The organism is Janthinobacterium sp. KBS0711 (assembly GCF_000988085.1).
In the GTDB taxonomy this organism is placed as follows: Bacteria; Pseudomonadota; Gammaproteobacteria; order Burkholderiales; family Burkholderiaceae_D; genus Janthinobacterium; species Janthinobacterium lividum_E.
The window spans coordinates 226,206-249,104 of record NZ_LBCO01000004.1; the positions used below are offsets into that span (position 1 = coordinate 226,206).

A 22,899-nucleotide genomic window follows, 5' to 3' on the forward strand; every position below is an offset into this window, starting at 1 on the left:
CCCATGTCCAGCAGGCGCTGCTTGACGTGCGCGAGGGTTTCGCCTTCGTCGAGAATATCGTCGAGCACGATGACGGTGCGGCCCGCAACATTCGAGCGGGGGATGACTTTCCACACCACTTCGCCACCCTTGTCGTCGTCGCCGTAGCGGCTCACGTGGATGTAGTCGAATTCGAGCGGAAAGCTCAGTTGCGGCAGCAGGCTGCCCGTAAACACGACGGCGCCGCCCATCACGCCCAGCACCAGCGGGAACTCTTTCGAGTCCTCGGCGTTGAAGCGCGTGTTGAGCACATCGGCCATGCGCGTGATCGACGCCTGCACGGCGTCTTGGTCGAACAGCAGTTCCGCGTTCTTGATCAGGTCACGGGCACGATTGTGATGAAATTCTTGCATGGACTCTTGCATGGCGATGAATGGGGCTGATGATGAATGCGGGTATTATCCCGCAAACGCCATCCGTGCGCTACGCCTAGCTGTAATCGCGCACATCGTCGATTATTTTCCCATCCTGCGCCAGGCTGCCCACGGCCACCAGCACTACGTCGCCGCGCAGCTTGGTCAGTTCGCGGATCGAGCCGATGATGGCCTCGGTGCCGCTGGCGTCATGGGGATTATCGACTTCGCAATGCAAAGCCATCTCGTCGTTGGCCATGCGGCCCGACACCACCAGCCGCGCCTTCTTGATTTGCGGGTGGCGGCGCGCGATTTCATGCACTTGCGACGGATGCACGAACATGGCGCGCACCTTGGTGGTTTGATCGGCGCGTCCCATCCAGCCTTTGATGCGCGTATTCGTGCGTCCGCACGGCGACTCAGGCGTATTGACCAGCACGGCCGACAGATCGCCCGTGGCAAAGCGGATCAGCGGGTAGTCGGCATTGAAGACGGTGACGACGACTTCGCCCACTTCGCCCGGCGCGACGGGAATGCCGCTGCCCGGGTGGACGATTTCCAGCAGCACGTTTTCATCGATCACCATGCCCGGATTGAGCTTGCCATTGCTGGCCGTCTCATAGGCGATGCTGCCGATATCGGCCGAGGCATAGGTCTGGAACACGTGCGGCACGCCGTTCGCGGCAAACCAGCTGCGCAGGGATTCGGGCAAGGCTTCGGCGCCCATCACGGCCTTGGTGACGCTGCTGATGTCGGCGCCCATTTCGCGCGCCTTTTCGATGATCAGTTTTAAAAATGACGGCGTGCCGATATACGTATCCGGCTTCAGGTCGACCATCGCCTGCACCTGCATTTCCGTCTGCCCGATGCCGGCCGGGATGACGGTGCAGCCGATGCGCGCGGCGCCCCCTTCGACCATGAAGGCGGCCGGTGTGAAGTGGTACGAAAAACAATTCTGCAGCAAGCCGCCGGCGCGCACGCCGGCTGCATACATGGGCCGCGCGAAGCGCCACCAGTCTGGGCCGCGGCCTTCCGGATCGAAGATGGGACCGGGCGAGACGAACACGCGCGACAGGGCATTTTTCGGCGTCGTGTTCAAGCCGCCGAACGGCAGCGCGTCGTGCTGCAATTGCTTGAGGTCGGATTTGCGCGTGACGGGCAGCTGCGCCAGCGCGGCGCGGCTGGTGATGTCGGCCGCGTTGACGCCATCGAGGATGCGGGCCCAGCCCGGCGCCTGTTGCGCGCGCGCGATCAGCTGCGGCAGGCCGGCCATCAATTCGCGTTCGCGCGCTTCGGGGGCGCGTGCTTCCAGACTGTCGAGCGTATCGGTCATGTTGCGGATTCTCCAATGTCACGTTGCATTTTTTTCGTCAGCCCCGCAAAAATCAGGCTGTATGAGCGGTGCAGCAGGGCGGCCATTTCGTCGTCGTCGAGGGCGTCGGGACTGGCGACGAGCACCCATTTGGCCCGCGCCAGATAGGGCGCCGGGCGAAAACCGGGACGGTCCGTCAGTTCCAGGAAGCGCTCCGCATCGACCTTGAAGCTCATGCCGCGCGTGCTGTGCGCTTCCGCGCCGCATAGCGCGAACAGGCGGCCACCGACAGAAAACGCCAGCACGTTGCTCCACTTGATGTCTTCTGTCGCGCCGGGAAAGCCGCGGCACACTTGCTTCGCCCGTTCCAGGTCCATGACGGCAGCTCCGATATCAGGCCAGCCAGCGCTTGCGGCGGCGGTAGAACTTCATGTCGCGAAAGCTCTTGCGCCCGGCGCTGGACACGCCCAGGTAAAACTCTTTGACGTCTTCGTTGCTGGCCAGTTCCTGCGCTTGCCCTTCCATCACGACTCTGCCGTTTTCCAGGATGTAGCCGAAGTCGGCGTAGCGCAGGGCCACGTTGGTGTTCTGTTCGGCCAGCAGGAAAGACACGTTTTCCTTGTGGTTCAAATCCTTCACGATGCCGAAGATCTCTTCGACGATCTGCGGTGCGATGCCCATCGACGGCTCGTCCAATAAAATCATCGACGGCTTGGCCATCAGCGCGCGGCCGATGGCGCACATCTGCTGCTCGCCGCCCGAGGTATAGCCGGCCTGGCTGCTGCGCCGGGTTTTCAGGCGCGGAAAGTAGTGGTAGACCTTGTCCAGCGCGTCTTTCAGCTCGCCGCGCGACAGGCTGCGCGTATAGGCGCCGGTCAAGAGGTTTTCCTCGATGGTCAGGTGGCCGAAACAGTGGCGCCCTTCCATCACTTGCGACAGGCCCCGCTTGACCAGTTCATTCGGCGTCAATTGGTCCACGCGTTCGCCCTTGAACTGGACTTCGCCCTTGGTGACGTCACCGCGTTCGCCGCGCAGCAGGGTCGAGATGGTTTTCAGGGTGGTCGACTTGCCGGCGCCGTTGGCGCCCAGGAGCGCCACGATCTTGCCCTGCGGGACTTGCAGTGACACGCCCTTCAGGACCAGGATCACGTGGTCGTAGATGACTTCGATGTTGTTCACCGACAGGTAGGGCGGCGGTGTTTCAGTGGCAGTATGGTTCATGGCTGCTTCGTTTTCATAGGTGGTGGTGCTTGTCGGATTACGGCCTGCGGCCTAATCCGACCTACGTCGTATCCAGGTAGGTCGGGTTAGCGCGTAGCGCGTAACCCGACACCATCCCGAACGCGGCTTATTTCATGCACGCCGGCGTGATCTTTTTCTCTTCGGCGTACTTGCCCGACGATTCCTCGACCAGCTTGCGCACCAGGGCCTTGTCGCCGACGATCCATTTCGGCGTGATGGCGGTCCACTTCTTGCCATCCCACTGCTGCACTTTGACGGCGCCCGAGCCTTCATGATCGTCGCAGCTGGTTTTCACGGTGGGGAACATGCCCAGCGCGCCCACGGCCTTCTGGCGCGCGTCGTCGACGTTCAGGTTTTCCAGGCCCCAGCGCATCTGCTCGCCCGTGATCGGTTTGCCCTTGCCGAATTTCTCCTGCGCCACGCGGATCGCTTCCACCCACAGGATGCCGGCCGTTACGCCGCGCATGTGGTAAACGGAGCCGATGCGCGACTGGTCGGACAGGTTGCCCTTGCCGGACGCGTAGAGTTTCTTGCGGATGTCGTCGAGCACGGGGTAGTTGCCCGGGGTATTGAACGTCATCGCCGTGTAGCCCTTGGCCGCGTCACCCGATGGAATCGTGTCTTCCTCGGAGCCGGCCCACCAGACGCCCAGCATTTTGTCGCGCGGGAAGCCGTTGCGCTGCGCCGTCTTGATGGCAACGGAATTCATGACGCCCCAGCCCCACAGGATCACGTGGTCCGGCTTGGCCTGGCGGATTTGCAGCCATTGCGATTGCTGTTCGCTGCCTGGCGGCGCGACGGGAATTTTTACCAGTTCGAAGCCGTACTGTTTCGACAGCGCTTCGAGCACGGGCAACGGCTCCTTGCCGAAGGCCGAATCGTGGTACAGGTGGACGATCTTCTTGCCTTTCAGCTTGTCCATGCCGCCATCCTTGTCGCCCAGGTACTTGATCATGGCGGCGGCCTGGCTCCAGTAGCTCGAGATCAGCGGATACACATACGGGAAGACCTTGCCGTTGGCGGCGTCCGAGCGGCCGTAGCCGATCATCGTCATGGGGATCTTGTCTTGCGCCACGCGGTCGAGGATGCCGTAGGCGACGCCCGTGGACAGGGTTTCGACCAGGGTGGCGCCGCCCTGCTTGGTTTTCAGGCGTTCATAGCATTCGACGCCGCGCGACGGGTTGTATTCGGTTTCGCATTCTTCCCAGCTGATTTTCACGCCATTGACGCCGCCGGCCTGGTTGACCAGGTTGAAGTAATCGATGATGCCGCCGTAGAAACCGGAGCCGCCGGCCGCGTAAGGACCCACGCGGTAGGACGGCAGGGCGATGTACTGTTCCTTGTCCTGCGCCTGCGCGCTGCCTGCCATGGTGAGTGCGGCACTGGCGATGGCGGCGGCCAGCATGAGCGATTTGATGTGTTTCATTGTGTGTCTCCTCTTGTTTTATTTGGTATTCAAGTGAACCGACATCGACTGCAAAAACTTAATGGGGGAAGGGCCAGAGTCTCAATTTTTCCTTCGCGATCTGCCACAGCCTGGCCAGGCCGTGCGGCTCGACGATCAGGAAGAAAATGATCAGCGCGCCGAACACCATCAGTTCCAGGTTCGAAGCCACGCTGGTCGGCAATGCCAGGCCATGCGCGATGGTGTTCAGGAAGACGGGCAGCAGCACGATGAAGGCCGCGCCGAGGAAGGAGCCCAGAATCGAACCGACGCCGCCGATGATGATCATGAACAGGATGCGGAAGGACAGGTCCAGGTTGTACGCTTCCGGTTCCACCGTGCCCAGGTAGGCATACGCATACAGGGCGCCGGCCACGCCGCAGTAGAAGGAGCTGACGGCAAACGCCAGCAGCTTGGTGCGCATCAATCTGAAACCGATCACTTCGGCCGCCATGTCCATGTCGCGCACGGCCATCCACGAGCGGCCCACGTTGGAGCGGATCATGTTCTTGGCCAGCAGCGCCATGCCGGCGACGATGGCCAGCACCAGCAGGTATTTGCTTTGCGGCGTATCGAACTGGTAACCGAGGATGGTCATCTTCTGCACCGTGATCACGCCCGAGGAGCTGTAGTTGGTCAGATACGGGATCTTGGTCAGGCACCAGACGACAAAGAACTGCGTCGCCAGGGTGGAGGCGGCCAGGTAAAAGCCGCGGATGCGCAAGGAGGGCAGGCCGAAGGCGATGCCCACCATGGCCGCGCACAGGCCGCCGAGGATGAAGGACACGAGCAGCGGCAAGCCAGGCAGGCGAGCCATGAAGTTATACGAGGCAAACGCGCCCACGGCCATGAAGGCGGCCGTGCCCAGCGACAGCTGGCCCGCGTAACCGGTCAGGATGTTCAGGCCCAGCGCCGCCAGCGCGAAGATCAGGAAGGGGATCAGGATCGCCGACAGCATGTAGGGCGAGGCGAAATACGGCAGGAGGAAGACGGCGACGAGGAGCGTGGCCGTCAGCGCCAGGCGGTCTTGCCTGATCGGGAAAATCTGGTTGTCAGCCTGGTAGCTGGTCTTGAATTGTCCTGCTTCACGGTAAATCATGGCGTGTCCTTTACTGGCTGTTGGGGTGTTTGTCGGATTACGCCTTCGGCTAATCCGACCTACGATGCTCTTGGGGCCTTATATTCGCCGGATGATCTTCTCGCCGAACAGGCCTTCCGGGCGCACCAGCAGGAACAGCAGGGCCAGCACATACGGGAACCAGCCTTCGATGCCGCCGCCCACCATGGGGCCGAGGTAGACCTCGGCCAGTTTTTCCGACGCGCCGATGATCAGGCCACCGACGATGGCGCCCGGCACCGACGTAAAGCCGCCGAGGATCAGCACGGGCAGCGCTTTCAGGGCGATGAAGGTGAGGGCGAACTGCACCCCGTTGCGCGCACCCCACAGCAAGCCGGCTACCATGGCCACCAGGCCCGCCACGCCCCACACGACGGCCCAGATGCGCTGCAGCGGGATGCCCACGGCCAGCGCCGCCTGGTGGTCGTCGGCGACGGCGCGCAAGGCGCGGCCCACCTTGGTTTTCGAGAACAGCAAGGCCAGGCAGATCACCAGCAGCGCGCAGATGCCGGCCGCCACCACGTCGAACTGCGAGACGATGATATTGAAATGGTCCATCAGGAAGGGCATCGGCACGTCTTCGATGGGCAGGTCCAGCTTGTGCACCTGCGAGCCCCACATCAGCTGCGCCAGGCCTTCGATGAAAAAGGTCAGGCCGATGGTGGCCATGAACAGCGTGATTTCGGGCTGGTTGACGAGGGGCCGCAAGACGACTTTTTCAATCGCCATGCCCAGCACGATCATGGTCACCATCGTCAGCGGGATGGCCAGCCACAGCGACAGGCCGAACTTGTCCATGATGCCGACGCAGGTGAGGGCGGCGAAAAACACCATCGCTCCCTGCGCAAAATTGAACACGCCCGAGGCCTTGTAGATCAGCACGAAGCCGATCGCCACCAGCGCGTACATGACGCCCGACAGCAGGCCGCCGATCAGCACTTCAAAGAAAAAATTGATATTCATTGCTATTCCTCGTCTAGTGCGCCACGCCGAGATAGGCGTTGATGACATCCTGGTTGCTGCGCACCTCGTCGGGCGTGCCGTCGCCGATCTTCTTGCCGTAATCGAGCACCACCACGCGGTCGGAGATATCCATCACCACGCCCATGTCGTGCTCGATCAGCACGATGGTCGTGCCCAGCTGGTCGTTGACGTCGAGGATGAAGCGGCACATGTCCTGCTTTTCTTCCACGTTCATGCCGGCCATCGGTTCGTCCAGCAGCAAAATTTCAGGTTCGGCCACCAGCGCGCGGCCCAGTTCCACGCGCTTTTGCAAGCCGTAGGGCAGGCGCCCCACGGGCGTCTTGCGGATGGCCTGGATTTCCAGGAAGTCGATGATCTCTTCGGCCTTCTTGCGGTGCTCGATTTCCTCGCGCCGCGCCGGGCCCCAGTACAGGGCTTGCAGCAGGAAATTCGACTTCATCTTGAGGTTGCGCCCCGTCATGATGTTGTCTAGCACCGTCATGCCTTTGAAGAGGGCGATGTTCTGGAAGGTGCGCGCGATGCCGGACTTGGCGGCCGCATAGCAATCCATGCCGCGCCGGTGCTCGCCGCGGTAGATGATCTCGCCCTGCTGCGGGCGGTACACGCCATTGATCACGTTGAGCATCGAGCTTTTGCCGGCGCCGTTCGGGCCGATGATGGCGCGGATTTCATGCTGCTTGACGTCGAAGGAGATGTCCGTCAGCGCTTTCACGCCGCCGAACGACAGCGAGATGTTCTTCAGGTCGAGGATCACGGGGCCCGTCTTGCGGGCCGTGCCGAAATGGGCGTCGGGTTCGTTCATTTGCATCGTGCTGTGCTCCATCATGCGGCCAGGCCCTGGGGCCGGTACGTTTTGCTGTCCCAGATCTGCAAGTCGGCGCTGGTCGAACCGGTGCGGCCATCCTCGAATTTCACCTGGGTCTCGATGTATTGCGTTGTCTTGCCTTCATACAGGGCAGAAATGAGCACCGCGTACTTTTCGGCGATGAATTTGCGGCGCACCTTGCGCGTGCGCGTCAGCTCGTCGTCGTCCGGATCGAGTTCCTTGTGCAGCACGAGGAAGCGGTGCACCTGCGTGCGGTCCATCAAGGGGTCGGCCGCCAGTTCCGCGTTGACTTGCTCGATGCAGTCGCGGATCAGGCCATAGGTTTCGGCGCGCGCCGCCAGGTCCGTGTAGCCGGAGTAGGCGATGCCGCGCCGCTCGGACCAGTTGCCCACCGCTTCGATGTCGATGTTGATGAAGGCGCACACCTGGTCGCGCGCATGGCCGAAGGCCACCACTTCCTTGATGAAGGGGAAGAACTTGAGCTTGTTTTCGATGTAGTTGGGCGCGAACATGGCGCCGCAATTCATCTTGCCCACGTCGGCCGCGCGGTCGATGATTTTCAGATGGCCTTCGCTGTCGAACACGCCCGCGTCGCCCGTATGGAAGTAGCCGTGATCGTCGATCACTTCGGCCGTGGCGTCGGGACGCTTGAAGTAGCCGCTCATGGTGGCGGGCGACTTGACCAGCACTTCGCCATTGGCCGCCAGCTTGACTTCCACGCCCGGCGCGGGCAAACCGACGCTGTCGAACTTGATATTGCCGTCCGGTTGCAGACACACATAGGCGCAGGTTTCGGTCGAGCCGTACAGCTGCTTGAGGTTGACGCCGATGGAGCGGTAGAAGCGGAACAGGTCGGGGCCGATGGCGGCGCCGGCCGTGTAGGCGACGCGAACGCGCGACAGTCCCAGCACGTTTTTCAGGGGGCCGTAGACGAGCAGCTCGCCCAGCTTGTAGCTGATGCGGTCTGCCAGCGGCACGGGCTTGCCATCGAGGATCTGCGCGCCGCAGCGCTTGGCCACGTCCATGAAATGGCTGAACATGCGGCGCTTGATGCTGCTCGCGTCTTCCATGCGTATCATCACGCTGGTGAGCATGTTCTCGAACACGCGCGGCGGCGCAAAGTAGCAGGTGGGGCCGATTTCGCGCATGTCGATCATCACCGTGTCGCCCGATTCGGGGCAGTTGACGGTGAAGCCCGCCACCATGGCTTGCGCCAGCGAGAACAGGCAGTCGCCGACCCACGCCATGGGCAGGTAGGACAGGATGTCTTCATTGTCGGTGAGCTTGTCGAAGGCGACGCCGCCTTCGCCGGCTGCCAGCAGCGCCGTATGGCTCTGGCACACGCCCTTCGGCTTGCCCGTGGTGCCCGAGGTGTACAGGATCACGGCCGAGTCGCTGCCTTGGCCCGCTGCCACGGCGGCGTCGAAAAAGCCCGGATGTTCGCGGTCGTAGGCCCGGCCCAGCACCTGCAGGGCGGCAAAGGACGTCAGCTCCGGCTGGCGGTAATGGCGCATGCCCCGTTCATCGTCATAGGCGATGTGGGCGACGTGCGGATACAGGGCCTTGAGTTCGAGCAGCTTGTCGACCTGCTCCTGGTCTTCGACGATGGCGTAGCGGATTTCCGCATCCTGCAGCACGTAGGCCATGTCGGCGGCCGGCGCGTCCTGGTACAGTGGCACGGGCACGCCGCCCAGGCTTTGCGCGGCCAGCATGGCCCAGTACAGGCGGGGACGGTTGTCGCCGATGATGGCCAGGTTCATGCCGCTCTGGAAGCCGATGGCGGCCAGGCCGCAGGCCAGCGCGCGCACTTCCTCGTTCACCTCGGACCAGGTCCAGGTTTGCCAGATGCCCAGGTATTTTTCGCGAAATGCGGGCTTGTCGGATCGTACTGTCCCGTGTTGCAATAAGCGCCGCGGAAAAGTCGGCATTGCTGCTGTGGTATTCGTTTGCACCAGTGTCTCCCTGTTGCTTGTCTCAGGCCCCACCTCGTTGGATGGCGCTCTGTGTTTTTTATGTGTAAGGCGTTTGTGCAATGATAGTAGCCTGCGTTAGTTTGCCAAGTTGTCTTTTCGGGGACATTTACCCACTTTTCGATGGTGCATCGCACAATGATCAATCCTGATATCAGCCTCAAGGATGCCGTGCGCGCGGCCCACTGGGCGCAGCTGCTCGATCCCGTGCAAATGGCCCGGGTCGAGGCCGATGTGTTCGAGACTTTCGTGCCGAAAGGCGGCTTTGTCTGCCGCAAGGGCGAGCCGGTGGACAACTGGATCGGCGTCATCAGCGGCATGGTCAAGATGAATAATTTTTCCGCTTCCGGCAAGGCCATGACGTTTACGGGCTTGTCACCGGGCAGCTGGTTCGGCGAAGGTTCGCTGCTCAAGCGCGAGATGCGCAAATACGACACCATCGCCGTGCGCGATACGCGCGTGGCGCGCTTGCCTGCCACCACCTTCCACTGGCTGCTGGAAACGAGCCTGCCATTTACGCGCTTCCTGCTGATGCAGCTCAATGAGCGCCTGGGCCAGTTCATCGGCATGGTGGAAAACGAACGCCTGCTGGACCTGAACACGCGCGTGGCGCGCTGCCTGGCGTCGATGTTCCACTCGCACCTGTACCCGAGCGTGGACACCCTGGTGCAACTGTCGCAGGAAGAAATCGGCCTGCTGTCCGGTTCCTCGCGCCAGCGCGCCAACCAGGCCTTGCAGGTGCTGGAAAAAAAGGGTTTATTGCGCCTTGATTACGGCGGCATCCGCGTGCTGGACCTGGAAGGCTTGCGCCGCTACGAGGCCGATGATGCAGAATGAGGTCGCGCTGCCGGAGCACTCTGCAAGTGCCTGGCTAATCGCGGTATCATAGACACTTCCCAGCACGCACCTTCTCGCCGCCATGCAGACATCCGTTCAGAGTACTCCCGCCTCCCGTTTGACCGAGCTGCGTGCCGCCATGCGCGCGCAGCGGATCGATGCGCTGATCGTGCCATCGGCCGACCCGCATTTGTCCGAGTACCTGCCGGCGCGCTGGCAGGGTCGCGAATGGCTGTCGGGCTTTACGGGTTCCGTCGGCACCCTGGTCGTGACGCAGGATTTTGCCGGCGTGTGGACCGATGGCCGCTACTGGGAGCAGGCGGAAGAGGAACTGGCCGGCAGCGGCATCGTCCTGAAGAAAATCCCGTCCGGCGCCAGCGTGCTGTATATCGACTGGCTGGGCGAAACCATGCAGCCGGGGCAGACGGTGGCCGTCGACGGCGCCGTGCTGGGCCTGGCCAATGCGCGATTGCTGCAGCAGGCGCTGGGCGGGCAAGTGACCCTGCGCACCGACACCGACGTGCTGCAAGCCGTGTGGCCGGAACGCCCGGCCATGCCGGCCGCGCCCGTGCTTGAACATGCGGCCGCGTATCCGTCGCTGTCGCGCACGCAGAAACTGGCGGCCCTGCGCGCCGGCATGGCGGCCCACGGCGCCAGCCACCATGTGATTTCCACGCTCGACGATATCGCGTACCTGTTCAACCTGCGCGGCGCCGACGTCAGTTACAACCCCGTCTTCCTCGCGCATGCGCTGGTGGGACCGGAGCGCGCCACCCTGTTCGTCGCCGACGGCAAAGTAGCCTCCGCCCTGCGCGCCACCCTGGAAAGCGAGGGCGTGGACGTGGCCGCGTATGACCGCGCGGCGGCCGCGCTGGCCGCCTTGCCTGCTGGCACCACCTTGCTGCTCGATCCGCGCCGCATCACGTTCGGTACGCGCCAGGCCGTGGCCGAGGGCGTACGGGTGGTCGAAGCCATCAACCCGACCACCCTGACCAAGTCGCGCAAGACGGACGGCGAAGCGGCGCATGTGCGCGCCGCCATGGAGCAGGACGGCGCCGCCCTGTGCGAATTTTTCAGCTGGCTGGACGCCACCCTGGCCGACCCGCAGCGCACGCCGTTGACGGAAATCGGCGTCGACGAGCACCTGACGGCCGCCCGCGCCCGCCGCGCGCACTTTGTCAGCCCCAGTTTCGGCACCATCGCCGGCTTCAATGCGCATGGCGCCATCATGCATTACCACGCGCATGCGGATACGGCAGCGACCATCGAAGGCGACGGCTTGCTGCTGATCGACTCGGGCGGCCAGTATTGGGGCGGCACGACGGACATCACGCGCGTCGTCCCCGTCGGCACGATCACTGCCGAGCACAAGCGCGATTTCACCCTGGTCTTGCGCAGCATGATCGCCCTGTCGCGCGCGCAGTTCCCGCGCGGCGTGAAGTCGCCCATGCTCGACGCGATTGCCCGCGCACCGCTGTGGGCCGAGGGTATAGACTTTGGGCATGGCACGGGCCACGGCGTGGGCTTTTTCCTCAACGTGCATGAAGGGCCACAATCGATTTCCCAGTCCGCCATGCCGGAGCCGCAGACGGCCATGGAACCGGGCATGATCACTTCCATCGAGCCGGGCATCTACCGGCCGGGACAGTGGGGCATCCGCATCGAGAACCTGGTGCTCAACGTACCCGCAGGGACGACGCAGTTCGGTGAATTCCTCCGTTTCGAAACATTGACCCTGTGCCCGATCGATACGCGCTGCGTGGAACGCTCGCTGTTGCGCGACGACGAGGCGGCCTGGCTCAACGAGTATCACGCCACCGTGCGTGCGCGCCTGGCGCCGCTGTTGTCCGGCGATGCGCTGGCGTGGCTGGAACAGCGCACGGGAGCCATCTGATGCGCTCGACCCGCGCCACGTCCGCCATCGAGCGGCTCAAGGAACGCACCGGTAACCGCCTCTACACGATGGCGCGCACGGGCGATGAACTGTTTTTCCTCACCGAAGGCCCCGGCTTGCCGCCTCTGTGCCCGCCGCTGGAACTCGATGCCTTTGTCGCCTTCGTCAATGGCCTGGGACCGCAAAAGGCGCGCCGCGTCAGCAAGCTCGATGTGGCGTTTGAAAAGCAACTGACGAAAAAGCCTCAGGATTAAATGCCGACCATCGACTTCCTGCGCGCCTACTGGTCGCCGGCCGAGCTGGCGACGAATGGCGTGATCCTGCTGAACCTGCTGGGCGCGCTGCTGCTGGGCTTGCTGGTGGGCTATGAACGCTCGTATCACGGGCGCGCGGCAGGCATGCGCACCTACAGCCTGGTCTGCATGGCCTCGGCCGCGCTGACGGTGCTGGGCGGCTATCCCGAGTTCTGGTACGGCGGCCATGGCGCCATCGTCGGCAGCGATCCTACGCGCGTGATCCAGGGCATCGTCACGGGCGTGGGTTTCCTTGGCGCCGGCGTGATCATGCGCGAGGGTTTCAATATCAGCGGCCTGACGACGGCCGCCTCGATCTGGGCCTCGTCCGTGATCGGCATCATGGTGGGCATCGGCTTTTATCTGTCGGCCATGGGCCTGGCCTTCCTGTGCGCGATGGCGATGATTTTTCTGTCAAAATTGGAGAACTGGCTGCCGTCGCGCCACGCGGTGGCCATCACCATGCGCTTCCGCCAGGGGTTCATTCCCCGCGAAGATGCGCTGCGGCGCATGGCCGCCAAGCGCGGCTACGACATCGCCGGCGGCTCGCTGACCATCGGCAGCAACGAAGGCATGCAGGAATGGCGCTTTGTCGCCATCGCGCATGGCAAGAACACGGGCGCCAGCCTGTCGGCCATGTCGGCCGAACTGGCCGCCTTCGAAGGCATCGCGGGCTTCCAGCTGTCGCATGCCCGCAATTAATACGGATGCCGAGAGGATGGACATGGATGCACAGGCCCAAGAGGTACTCGATTTCTGGTTTTTGCCGCCGGATCACCCCGGCCATGGCCAGTCGCGCATGGAATGGTTCCGCAAGGATGACGCTTTCGACGCGCAGATACGTGCGCGTTTCGGCGCGCTGATCGGTACCGCCATCGACGGCGGCTTGCGCGCGTGGGATGCGACGCCGCACGGCGCGCTGGCGCGCCTCATCGTGCTCGACCAGTTTACGCGCAATGTGTATCGCGGCACGCCGCGCGCCTTTGCCGGCGATGCTCAGGCGCTGGCGCTGGCCATTGCCTTGACGCAAGCGGGGCAGGACGGGCAACTGCCGCCGATGCTGCGCGCTTTTGCCTACCTGCCGTTCGAACATGCGGAAGACCTGACCATGCAGGCGCGCGCCGTCGAGCTGTTCCAGCTGCTGTCGCAGGCGCAACCCGGCTTTGACGGCATGCTCGATTATGCCGAGCGTCACCAGGAAGTAATCGCCCGCTTTGGCCGCTTCCCGCACCGCAACGCCATCCTGGGCCGCGCTTCCACGCCGCAAGAGGTGGAATTCCTGCGCCAGCCGGGATCGAGTTTCTAGCCTATCGCCATGAACGTTACACTCAATATCATCGGCGCCGGCCACGTGGGCAAGGTGCTGGGCCGGCTGTTCGCCGGCGTGGAAGGTGTCGCCGTGCAGGACGTGCTGACGCGCTCGGTGGCCTCGGCGCAGGCGGCCGTCGCTTTCATCGGCGCCGGCACGCCTGTCGACAGTTATGTGGCCTTGCGCCACGCCGACGTCACCATGCTGGCCGTCTCGGACGACCAGATCGGCCCGGCCTGCGCGGCGCTGGTGGCCGAGGGACGCCAGGCGGGCGCCATCGTGTTTCACTGCAGCGGCGCGCTGGCCTCCAACATGCTGCTGGCGGCCACGCAGGCGGGCGCGTTTGTCGCCAGCGCCCACCCGATCCGCAGCTTTGCCGACCCGGCACAGGTGGCCGCCACCTTCGACGGCACGTTTTGCGGCGTCGAAGGCGATCCGCTGGCGCTGGCCTTCCTCACGCCGGCCCTGAATGCCATCGGCGCGCGCCCCGTGCCCATTGATCCGGCCGCCAAGACCCTGTATCACGCCGCCGCCGTCTTCGCCAGCAATTACCTGGTGACGGTGCTTGACGCCGCCTTGCGCGCTTACCAGGCAGCCGGCATTCCCGAACCGGTGGCGCGCGAACTGGCGCAGCCGCTGGTGACGGAAGCGGTGGCCAATGTATTCCGCCTGGGCGCCGCGCCGGCGCTGTCCGGTCCCATCGCCCGCGGTGATTCGGCCACCGTGCAACGCCAGCAGCTGGCCGTGCAAAGCTGGGATGCCGCCACGGGCGAGTTGTACCGGGCGCTGGTGGCGCCCACGCAGGATCTGGCCAGGCGCAAGCGCGGCGGATGACTCAGGCCGCGTGCACGCCGTTGCGGCCGTGATGCTTGGCCTGGTACAGGGCGCGGTCGGCGCGCGAAAAGAAGGCCGATTCGCTCTCCTCCGGCCGGTACTCGGCCACGCCCAGGCTGATCGTCACGGGTAGTTGCGGCGCGGGCAGGCCGAAATCGTGGCCTTCGATGGCGGCGCGCAGGTTTTCCGCCACTTCCGCCGCTTGCGCCAGGCTGCAGTTATTCAGCAGTACCAAATATTCCTCGCCGCCCCAGCGCGTGATGACGTCGCTTTCGCGCACGGTGGCGCGCGCCACGTCGGCCACGCCACGGATGACCTTGTCGCCCCACAGGTGGCCGTGCGTATCGTTGACGCGCTTGAAGAAATCGATGTCGAAGAGGATGGCGGACATCGGTTGCTCGTTGCGCCTGGACAGGAGCATGGCGCGCTGGAACAGCAATTCCAGCGATTGGCGGTTCAATAGACCGGTCAGCGCATCCGTCGAGGCGATGCGCTCGATGCGGCGCTGGTAGCGGTTCACCGTCAGCAGGGTCAAGCCCAAGACCAGCAGGGTCACGCCAAAGCTGATGGCCAGGTTGAAGATGAACACGCGCTGCAGCGACTGGACTTCGTCGCTGACATTCTGCTCGACTACCAGGTACCAGCCCAGTTCGGGAATGAAACGCGAGTTGACGAGGATTTCCGCGCGGCCCAGCTGGTACGACAGATGCGTCGGTTCGCTGCGGTGGTTGATGATCTGCCCGGCAATGGCGCTCACGCCGGGCAGGCTGCGGATGTTGCCGCGCCCGTTGCGCATGGTCTTGCCCGCCAACACCAGCGTGCCGGCGGCATCGACGAAATAGATGTTGCGGTGGAAGCGCGCCTGGTAGCGGTCGATGATGTGGCTCATGGTGTCCAGGGTCAGGCCGATGCCGGTGGCGCCGATGAACTGGCCGTCGTAGTCAACCACGCGGTGGTTGATGAAGATGGTCATGCTGTCGCGGTTGGCCATGTCGATGTCGACATTCGTTTCATAGTCGCTCTTGTCCATGGCGCGCACGCGGTAGTACCAGACGTCGCGCGTGGCCTGCGGGCTGACGGATTTCAAGGTGCCTTCCGCGTAATAATATTTGCTGCTCTTGTCCGAGACGAGAAAGCTGGTGATGGCGCCGTACTTCTTCTTGACCTCGGCCAGGTAGCGCACGATCTGTTCCGGCTTGTTTTCGCCGGCCAGTATCCAGTCGCGCACGAAGGTGTCGTGCGCCATCAGCGAGGAAATGAAGACGGGGCGCAGCATGTCTTTCTGGATTTCCGAATAAATATTGTCACCCGTCAGGGGCAGGGTCTGGTCGGCGATGCCGTGTTCAATGGCCTGGCGCGAGGCCAGGTAGCTGGCCAGGCTGGTCGCCATGAAGCCCGCACCCAGGATCAGGGTCAGGAGGATGAGCAGGCGGTATTTGATCGACAGAAGACGCATGGAGACGGGGGAGTGGCCGGCGGGAAGGCTATCGTGACGCAAGCCAAAAGTATGCAGCAGGGCGGGTATTGGCGCAATGATAACTGGCTTTATTGATAATTTACGCTGGCGAACGCGACAAGATAACCACGACTTACCAAATAAAAGTGCCGATTTGTCGACAAAGATGCCAATTAGCAATAAGATTTGACGAGGGGAATCATTGCGCACCGCCCCTGTCTTGCCGCCCGTTTCAGGCGCGGGACATTACGCGCAGGGAGTGTTGCATGTTATTTTTAAAGAGTACGTCCGTCAGCAAGGCCCCCGGCATCTACGAGGTCGACATCGCCGCCAAGCCGCCTGGCAAGACCTTCGGCATTTTTCTCGCCACCGATCCCGACCATCCACCATCAGCCTTGCTGGGGCAGTTGAAGGCACTGGGCTTCGAGAACACCTATAGCTCGCCCTACCTGCACAAGGATGGGGGCAAAGTGCTGGACCTGCATTTCCAGAAGGATGGCACGGATATCTTCAAGGGCTGGAAAACCGAGGAGTGCACGCAGAACGTGGCGGCCATCACGGCCCTGTTCGAGGAGCATGGCATCACCATCGCCCCACGCGTGATGTCGATGGCGGAAGCTTACGCATAATTTGCTTCAACCCGTCTCCACGCCAATGTGATACAGCGCCCACGGGCAGCTGGCGAACCGTTCCGCCAGGGGCAGTGCCGCCACGGCCGCGATGCGGTCCGCATCGTGGATCGCCCATAGCGGCCCCAGCCCGCCCAGCGCCATCGCCTGCCCGTCCAGGTGGGTGGCGACAATAAAACGCTGTGCGCGCGCCTGCGCCATGGTCAGCGCCGCCGCATAGCCGTCCACGGCGCGCAGCAGCAGGCGAATATCACCTTCCTCGGGCGCGCCCGCCGCCTTCAAGACATCGACCAGCAACGGCCCGCGCAAGGCATGCGCCTTGCCGTCGTATTCCAGGGTGGGGTGGATGGTGCGCGCCGGCAAGTTCGCCAGCGCCGCAAAGTCGAATGCCCGCGCCCGCTCAAAACTGATCTTTTGCTTGTGCATCATCTGGTCGCGCACGGCGTCGAACGGACCCCGGTTGGGCTTGTCGATGCTGCCCGTGATGGTCAGCAAGGCCGGACCGCGCAGGCCGGCCGGCGCCGCCTGGGCGATGGCGGGCAGGGCCGCGCCAGCCATGGCGGCGGCGAGAAACTGGCGTTTATGCATGCACTTCTCCTTTTGACTGAAAATCGATAATGTTCTTAAGTCTATCTTAAGTTCGCTTAACAGTGCGCATTTTACGGTTATTGTCAGTTTGGAATGTTGGCTTACATCTTGTCACAGTTCTTACGGAATGGAGAAAGACGTAGCTTTTTTTGGCTGTTATGGTGTCCTCATCGCACTTCGCTGAACTGCGAATCCAGGCAACATTCACTAATTGAGAGAGAGAACATGATGAAGAAGAAAATCCTGTTTGCAATGATCGCTTCCGTTACCGCACTGACCGGCATGAGCGCCGCACACGCCGAGGGCGCCTATGTGGGTGCCGGTGTCACGGGCAACCGCTATAACTTTGATATTCCTGGCGCCACCAGCGCCGATAATCACAGCGGCTACAAGGCCGGTGCCAAGATATTCGCCGGTTACGATTTCGATAAGACCTGGGCGGTCGAGGGTGGCTATGCCGATTTCGGCAGCAAGGATTACAGCTATGTCACGGGCGCCGGCAACGGTTCCGTGAAAAGCGATTCGCACGGCTACTACCTGGCCGGCAAGGCCACCATGCCCGTGACCGACAAGGTCGGCGTGTTCGGCAAGCTCGGTGTGGCCAAGGTCAAGAACAGCGTGAGCGGCACGGGCCTGTCGACCGGCATCAGCGGCAATGACAAGACGGGCGTCTACGCTTCCGTCGGCGCCCAGTACGCGATCAACGAGAAAGTCTCGTTGACGGCGGAAGTGGAACACTTCGGCAAGAGCGCCGACCAGGGCCGCAAGGCTACCGGCCTGGCCCTTGGCGCACGCTACAACTTCTAATCACCTGGAAGTTTGCTGAAAAAAAAGGCAGTTACCGCGAGGTAACTGCCTTTTTGCATTGCCGGACCGAAATTACGTGGTCAATGGCTTGTAGCGGATACGTTTCGGTTTCGCGCCTTCTTCGCCCAGACGTTTCTTCTTGTCGGCTTCGTATTCCTGATAGTTGCCGTCAAAGAAGGTGACTTGCGAGTTGCCTTCGAACGCCAGGATGTGCGTGGCGATACGGTCGAGGAACCAGCGATCATGGGAAATGACCATGACGCTGCCGGCAAATTCCAGCAGGGCGTCTTCCAGCGCGCGCAAGGTTTCCACGTCCAGATCGTTCGACGGTTCATCAAGCAGCAGGACGTTGCCGCCCATTAAGAGGGTTTTCGCCAGGTGCAAACGGCCGCGTTCACCGCCGGACAGGTTGCCCACTTGCTTTTGCTGGTCCGAACCCTTGAAGTTGAAGCGGCCCAGGTAGGCGCGCGACGGCATTTCAAAGCGGCCGACCGTCAGCATGTCGGCGCCGCCGGAGACGTCTTCGAACACGGACTTGTTGTCAGCGAGACTATCGCGGTTCTGGTCGACGATGGACACGCGCGCCGTCTGGCCGATGGCCACTTCGCCGCTGTCCGGTGTTTCCTTGCCGGTGATCATCTTGAACAGGGTCGACTTACCGGCGCCGTTGGGGCCGATGATGCCGACGATGGCGCCTGGCGGCACGGTGAAGCTGAGGTTGTCGATCAGCAAACGGTCGCCGAACGCTTTCGACACGTTCTTGAACTCGATGACTTCATTGCCCAGGCGTTCGGCCACGGGAATGAAGATCTCCTGCGTTTCGTTGCGCTTCTGGTATTCGTGCTCGGACAGCTCGTTGAAGCGGGCCAGGCGGGCTTTCGACTTGGCCTGGCGCGCTTTCGGGTTCTGGCGCGACCATTCCAATTCCTTCTGCAGCGCCTTCTGGCGTGCCGATTCCGTCGCCTCTTCCTGCTTCAGGCGGGCTTGCTTCTGGTCCAGCCAGGTCGAGTAATTACCCTTCCATGGAATGCCGTGGCCGCGGTCCAGTTCCAGGATCCACTCTGCCGCGTTGTCGAGGAAGTAGCGGTCATGGGTGATGGCCACCACGGTGCCGGGGAAGCGCAGCAGGAATTGTTCCAGCCAGTCGACCGATTCCGCATCCAGATGGTTGGTCGGTTCGTCGAGCAGCAGCATGTCCGGTTTCGACAACAGCAGCTTGCACAGCGCCACGCGGCGCTTTTCACCGCCGGACAGCACGCCGATGGTGGCGTCCCATGGCGGCAGGCGCAGCGCGTCGGCGGCCATTTCCAGTTGCAAATTCAAATTGCCGCCGTCGGAAGTGGAGATGATCGCTTCCAGGCGTGCCTGTTCCGTGGCCAGGGCGTCGAAATCGGCGTCTTCCTCGGCATACGCGGCGTACACGGCTTCCAGCTTGGCTTGCGCTTCAAATACTTCGCCCAGGCCCGATTCGACTTCCTGGCGCACGGTTTTTGCCGGGTCCAGCTGCGGTTCCTGCGGCAGGTAGCCGATGTTCAGGCCTGGCATCGGCACGGCTTCGCCCTGGATGTCGGTGTCGATGCCTGCCATGATTTTCAGCAGGGTCGATTTGCCGGAGCCGTTCAGGCCCAGCACGCCGATCTTCGCGCCTGGGAAGAAGGAGAGGGAAATATCTTTCAGAATCTGGCGCTTGGGCGGGACGATTTTGCCCACGCGATTCATGGTGTAGACGTAATTTGCCATTAGAAATCTCGGGTGATATACAAAGACGGACAGGATACGGTAAACGCCCGCTTCCGGCCAGCGCTGCGCGCTGCGGAAACGGACGCCAGGGCAAGACTAGACGGCGCTGCGCGCGCGGCGGCCGCTCCACAACCCTTCGGCCGCATACAGGCCCAGCGCCGTCCAGATGACGAGGAAGCCCAGCATGCGCTCGGGCGTGAACGATTCGTGGAAGACCCACACGCCGATCAGGAGCTGGCCCGTGGGGGCGATGTATTGCAATAGCCCCAGCACGGCCAGCGGCAGGCGGCGCGCGCCGGCGGCAAACAGCAGCAGGGGAATGGCCGTGATGGGGCCGGACGCCAGCAGCAGCGCGCGCGTGGCGGTGGAATCTGTATTGACGAAGCCGCTCTGACCATGCCAGGCCAGCCACAGCATGTAGGCCAGCGCCAGGGGAAACAGAATCAATGTTTCAAACGACAAGCCTTCCAGCGCGCCCAGCGCGGCTGTCTTGCGCAGCAAGCCATAGCCGCCGAACGAGGCCGCCAGCAGCAGGGCGATCCACGGCACTTGACCCGCCTGCCAGGTGAGCCAGGCCACGCCGCAGGCGGCCAGGCCGATGGCCAGCCACTGCAGGCGGCGCAGGCGCTCGTGCAGCAGCAAAAAGCCCAGCATGACATTGATCAGGGGCGTAATGAAGTAGCCGAGGCTGGCGTCGACCACGTGGCCGTTGTTGACGGCCCAGATATAGATGAACCAGTTGGCCGAGAGCAAAAACGCACTGGCAACAAAGCTGGCCACGACCCTGGGCTGCGCTTTCAGGCTGCCCAGCCAGCTCCACTGCCGGCGCACGGTCAGCACGATGCCGAGGAACAAGAGCGACCAGACCATGCGGTGCGCCAGGATTTCCTGCGGCGCGATCTCGCCGATGGCGTGAAAGTACAGGGGGAACAGGCCCCAGCACAGGAAGGCGAGGGAGGCGTACAACATGCCTGGATTCATGATGGGCTTCGCAGGAGAGTAGACAGTCTGTCATTATGTCTGAAAACATCGGGGGCTGCCCGGCGCCGCTGACGAGGCGTAGAATGGCAACAAATCAATGGCCGCAAGCCCGCGCAGCAAGGCGGAGCGGCACAAAATCACGACCTTGGGGTAGCCCGGAACCATGCAAAAATACTCTTGCTATTTGCTAATACCTATCATATTGTGCGATGCAACAAAACAAAAACGGGTGCAATCTTGACGTCGGAACATAAAAAAAGCGGCCTGGCCGGCATGACCCTGGCGGCCGTCGGCATCGTTTACGGCGATATCGGCACCAGTCCGCTGTACACCTTGAAGACCGTCTTCGACCCGGCCCACGGCCTGATGCTGTCGCCCGAGAACCTGCTGGGCATTGTCTCGCTGATTTTCTGGGGCCTGACCCTGATCGTCTCGCTCAAGTACGTGACCCTGGTGCTGCGCGCCGATAACCGCGGCGAGGGCGGCATCATGGCCCTGATGGCGCTGGTGCTGTCGTCCGTCAGCCGCCTGTCGCGCTGGCATTTCCCGCTGATGGTGATCGGCGTCTTCGGCGCCACCCTGTTCTATGGCGACAGCGTGATTACGCCGGCCATTTCCGTGCTGTCGGCGATCGAGGGCCTGGAAGTGGCCACGCCCGCCTTCAGTCCGTATGTGGTGCCGCTGACGATGGTGGTGCTGGTGGCGCTGTATTCGGTGCAGTCGCACGGCACGGCCGGCATCGGCCGCTATTTTGCCCCCATCATGGTGCTGTGGTTTGCCGCGCTGGCCGGCATGGGCGTCGTCAACATCATCAAGTCGCCAGCCATCCTGGCCGCGCTCAATCCGCTGCACGCGGCGACCTTCCTGATGAATAACGGCTTCGTTGCCTTCGTTGCCTTGGGCGCCGTGGTGCTGGCGCTGACGGGCGCCGAGGCGCTGTACGCCGACATGGGCCACTTCGGCAAGAAGCCGATCCGCCTGGCCTGGTTCCTGATCGCCTTTCCCGCGCTGGCGCTGAACTACCTGGGCCAGGGCGGTCTGCTGCTGGCCCATCCGGAAGCCGTCACGAATCCGTTTTACCAGCAGCTGGGCGCGTGGAGCGTGTACCCGCTGGTGATCCTGTCGACCATGGCCACCGTGATCGCCTCGCAGGCGACCATTTCCGGCACCTTCTCGATGACCAAGCAAGCGATCGCGCTGGGCTTCTTGCCGCGCATGCGCGTGCGCCACACGTCGGAAAGCGAAATCGGGCAAATCTACATTCCCGCCGTGAACTGGCTGCAACTGGCCGTGGTGCTGCTGGCCGTCATCGGCTTCGGTTCCTCGGAAAACCTGGCCGCCGCCTACGGTATCGCCGTGACGGCCACCATGCTGTCGACCACGATCCTGACCTTCTTCGTCATCCGCTACCGCTGGAAGATGAACCTGGCCCTGTGCTGGGCCGCTACGGGCTTTTTCCTGATCATCGACGTCAACCTGGTGTCGGCGACTGCCCTGAAACTGTTCCATGGCGGCTGGTTCCCACTGCTGCTGGGCTCGATTCTGTTCATCGTCATGCTGACCTGGAAACGGGGCCGCCAGCTGGTGTTCCAGAACCTGGAAAAGCACGCGATCCCGCTCGACGATTTCCTCTCGTCGCTGTTCATCGCGCCGCCGCTGCGCGTGCCGGGCACGGCCATCTTCCTGCGCGGCGAAACGGATGGCGTGCCGCATGCGTTGTTGCATAACTTGTTGCACAACAAGGTGTTGCATGAGCGCGTCATTTTCCTCACCGTCTTCATGCATGAAGAGCCGTGGGTGGCGCCATCGGAGCGCGTGCGCGTGGTGGACCTGGGCCACCAGTGCTACCAGGTCAATGTGCATTACGGCTTCAAGGATGAACCGGACATTCCGGCCGCGCTGGCGCAATGTGCCCAGCAGGGACTGGATTTCGAGATGATGGAAACGTCGTTCTTCATTGCGCGCCAGACCATCATTTCGACGCCGGGCGCCGGCATGATGCCGTGGCGCGAGCACCTGTTCGTCACCATGTCGCGCAATGCGCGCACGGCGGCCGACTACTATCAGATCCCGAGCAACCGGGTGATCGAACTGGGCACGCAGGTGGAAATCTAGATGATGTGGCCATTTTGGCAATGTTGTATCGGTGCGCAATTTAGCGCCGTGCTTACGTCTGCTTACAAATTGGCTGCGCGACTCCTGTTAAACTGCTGCTCGCACCGGTCCGCACCGTACGGGCTGAGC

Annotated in this window: 22 protein-coding genes; 9 read left to right on the top strand and 13 right to left on the bottom strand. The window is 62.8% G+C overall.

Going from position 1 to position 22,899, the window contains the following annotated elements:
- The 9 genes from VM94_RS28795 to VM94_RS01620 form a co-directional block, all read right to left on the bottom strand.
- The coding region (locus VM94_RS28795; RefSeq protein ID WP_046682080.1) for a phosphoribosyltransferase family protein at positions 1 to 392 on the bottom strand (392 nt) is incomplete at its 3' end.
- Positions 393 to 468: 76 nt separating this feature from the next.
- On the bottom strand, positions 469 to 1,725 hold the full coding sequence (locus VM94_RS01585; RefSeq protein WP_046681882.1) for a phenylacetate--CoA ligase family protein: 1,257 nt from the start codon (positions 1,723 to 1,725) through the stop codon (positions 469 to 471).
- Positions 1,722 to 2,081 carry an MmcQ/YjbR family DNA-binding protein gene (locus VM94_RS01590; protein ID WP_046681883.1) on the bottom strand — a complete coding sequence of 120 codons (360 nt, stop codon included), beginning with the start codon at positions 2,079 to 2,081 and terminating at the stop codon, positions 1,722 to 1,724. The genes VM94_RS01585 and VM94_RS01590 overlap by 4 nt, the downstream gene beginning before the upstream one ends.
- Positions 2,082 to 2,097: 16 nt before the next feature.
- Positions 2,098 to 2,925 carry an ABC transporter ATP-binding protein gene (locus VM94_RS01595; protein WP_046681884.1) on the bottom strand — a complete coding sequence of 276 codons (828 nt, stop codon included), beginning with the start codon at positions 2,923 to 2,925 and terminating at the stop codon, positions 2,098 to 2,100.
- A gap of 127 nt (positions 2,926 to 3,052) precedes the next feature.
- On the bottom strand, positions 3,053 to 4,372 hold the full coding sequence (locus VM94_RS01600) for an ABC transporter substrate-binding protein (protein ID WP_034752814.1): 1,320 nt from the start codon (positions 4,370 to 4,372) through the stop codon (positions 3,053 to 3,055).
- 58 nt (positions 4,373 to 4,430) lie between these two features.
- Complete coding sequence (locus VM94_RS01605) at positions 4,431 to 5,489, bottom strand: branched-chain amino acid ABC transporter permease (RefSeq protein ID WP_034752817.1); 1,059 nt, start codon at positions 5,487 to 5,489, stop codon at positions 4,431 to 4,433.
- A gap of 78 nt (positions 5,490 to 5,567) precedes the next feature.
- Complete coding sequence (locus VM94_RS01610; protein WP_185982135.1) at positions 5,568 to 6,464, bottom strand: branched-chain amino acid ABC transporter permease; 897 nt, start codon at positions 6,462 to 6,464, stop codon at positions 5,568 to 5,570.
- Positions 6,465 to 6,483: 19 nt separating this feature from the next.
- Positions 6,484 to 7,299 carry an ABC transporter ATP-binding protein gene (locus VM94_RS01615; protein ID WP_029496076.1) on the bottom strand — a complete coding sequence of 272 codons (816 nt, stop codon included), beginning with the start codon at positions 7,297 to 7,299 and terminating at the stop codon, positions 6,484 to 6,486.
- 14 nt (positions 7,300 to 7,313) lie between these two features.
- Positions 7,314 to 9,245, bottom strand: coding sequence for an AMP-binding protein (locus tag VM94_RS01620; protein ID WP_046681886.1), 1,932 nt, complete (start codon positions 9,243 to 9,245; stop codon positions 7,314 to 7,316).
- Between the two features lie 180 nt (positions 9,246 to 9,425).
- Here VM94_RS01620 and VM94_RS01625 point away from each other — a divergent pair, with 180 nt between their 5' ends.
- The 6 genes from VM94_RS01625 to VM94_RS01650 all read left to right on the top strand — a co-directional run bounded on the left by VM94_RS01625 (position 9,426) and on the right by VM94_RS01650 (position 14,454).
- Positions 9,426 to 10,124 carry a Crp/Fnr family transcriptional regulator gene (locus VM94_RS01625; RefSeq protein ID WP_046681887.1) on the top strand — a complete coding sequence of 233 codons (699 nt, stop codon included), beginning with the start codon at positions 9,426 to 9,428 and terminating at the stop codon, positions 10,122 to 10,124.
- An 82-nt stretch (positions 10,125 to 10,206) separates the two neighbouring features.
- Entirely contained in the window at positions 10,207 to 12,018 is a 1,812-nt protein-coding gene (locus VM94_RS01630; protein ID WP_046681888.1) for an aminopeptidase P family protein, read from the top strand.
- Positions 12,018 to 12,272: a hypothetical protein gene (locus VM94_RS01635; RefSeq protein ID WP_046681889.1), complete on the top strand. Its 255-nt coding sequence runs from the start codon at positions 12,018 to 12,020 to the stop codon at positions 12,270 to 12,272. The genes VM94_RS01630 and VM94_RS01635 overlap by 1 nt, the downstream gene beginning before the upstream one ends.
- Positions 12,273 to 13,013 carry an MgtC/SapB family protein gene (locus VM94_RS01640; protein ID WP_046681890.1) on the top strand — a complete coding sequence of 247 codons (741 nt, stop codon included), beginning with the start codon at positions 12,273 to 12,275 and terminating at the stop codon, positions 13,011 to 13,013.
- Positions 13,014 to 13,029: 16 nt separating this feature from the next.
- Positions 13,030 to 13,617 (top strand): DUF924 family protein, encoded by a 588-nt coding sequence (locus tag VM94_RS01645; RefSeq protein WP_046681891.1) that lies wholly within the window; start codon positions 13,030 to 13,032, stop codon positions 13,615 to 13,617.
- 9 nt (positions 13,618 to 13,626) lie between these two features.
- On the top strand, positions 13,627 to 14,454 hold the full coding sequence (locus tag VM94_RS01650; RefSeq protein WP_046681892.1) for a Rossmann-like and DUF2520 domain-containing protein: 828 nt from the start codon (positions 13,627 to 13,629) through the stop codon (positions 14,452 to 14,454).
- A 1-nt stretch (position 14,455) separates the two neighbouring features.
- Here the strand turns inward: VM94_RS01650 and VM94_RS01655 are convergent, their stop codons facing one another.
- Positions 14,456 to 15,952: a sensor domain-containing diguanylate cyclase gene (locus tag VM94_RS01655; protein ID WP_235432788.1), complete on the bottom strand. Its 1,497-nt coding sequence runs from the start codon at positions 15,950 to 15,952 to the stop codon at positions 14,456 to 14,458.
- Positions 15,953 to 16,176: 224 nt separating this feature from the next.
- On the opposite strand from VM94_RS01655, the gene VM94_RS01660 reads away from it, so the two are divergent.
- Positions 16,177 to 16,539, top strand: a complete 363-nt coding sequence (locus tag VM94_RS01660; protein WP_046681894.1) for a hypothetical protein — start codon at positions 16,177 to 16,179, stop codon at positions 16,537 to 16,539.
- Positions 16,540 to 16,545: 6 nt separating this feature from the next.
- Here the strand turns inward: VM94_RS01660 and VM94_RS01665 are convergent, their stop codons facing one another.
- Positions 16,546 to 17,127, bottom strand: a complete 582-nt coding sequence (locus tag VM94_RS01665; protein ID WP_046681895.1) for a molybdopterin-dependent oxidoreductase — start codon at positions 17,125 to 17,127, stop codon at positions 16,546 to 16,548.
- Between the two features lie 225 nt (positions 17,128 to 17,352).
- On the opposite strand from VM94_RS01665, the gene VM94_RS01670 reads away from it, so the two are divergent.
- Positions 17,353 to 17,934: a porin family protein gene (locus VM94_RS01670; protein WP_046681896.1), complete on the top strand. Its 582-nt coding sequence runs from the start codon at positions 17,353 to 17,355 to the stop codon at positions 17,932 to 17,934.
- 72 nt (positions 17,935 to 18,006) lie between these two features.
- Here VM94_RS01670 and ettA read toward each other — a convergent pair whose 3' ends face one another.
- On the bottom strand, positions 18,007 to 19,674 hold the full coding sequence (gene ettA, locus VM94_RS01675) for an energy-dependent translational throttle protein EttA (RefSeq protein ID WP_034752850.1): 1,668 nt from the start codon (positions 19,672 to 19,674) through the stop codon (positions 18,007 to 18,009).
- A 96-nt stretch (positions 19,675 to 19,770) separates the two neighbouring features.
- The gene (gene rarD, locus VM94_RS01680) at positions 19,771 to 20,655 is read right to left on the bottom strand and encodes an EamA family transporter RarD (protein WP_046681897.1); all 885 of its coding nucleotides are present in this window, start codon (positions 20,653 to 20,655) and stop codon (positions 19,771 to 19,773) included.
- A gap of 237 nt (positions 20,656 to 20,892) precedes the next feature.
- On the opposite strand from rarD, the gene VM94_RS01685 reads away from it, so the two are divergent.
- Positions 20,893 to 22,770: a potassium transporter Kup gene (locus tag VM94_RS01685; RefSeq protein ID WP_046681898.1), complete on the top strand. Its 1,878-nt coding sequence runs from the start codon at positions 20,893 to 20,895 to the stop codon at positions 22,768 to 22,770.
- Positions 22,771 to 22,899: the final 129 nt, after the last annotated feature.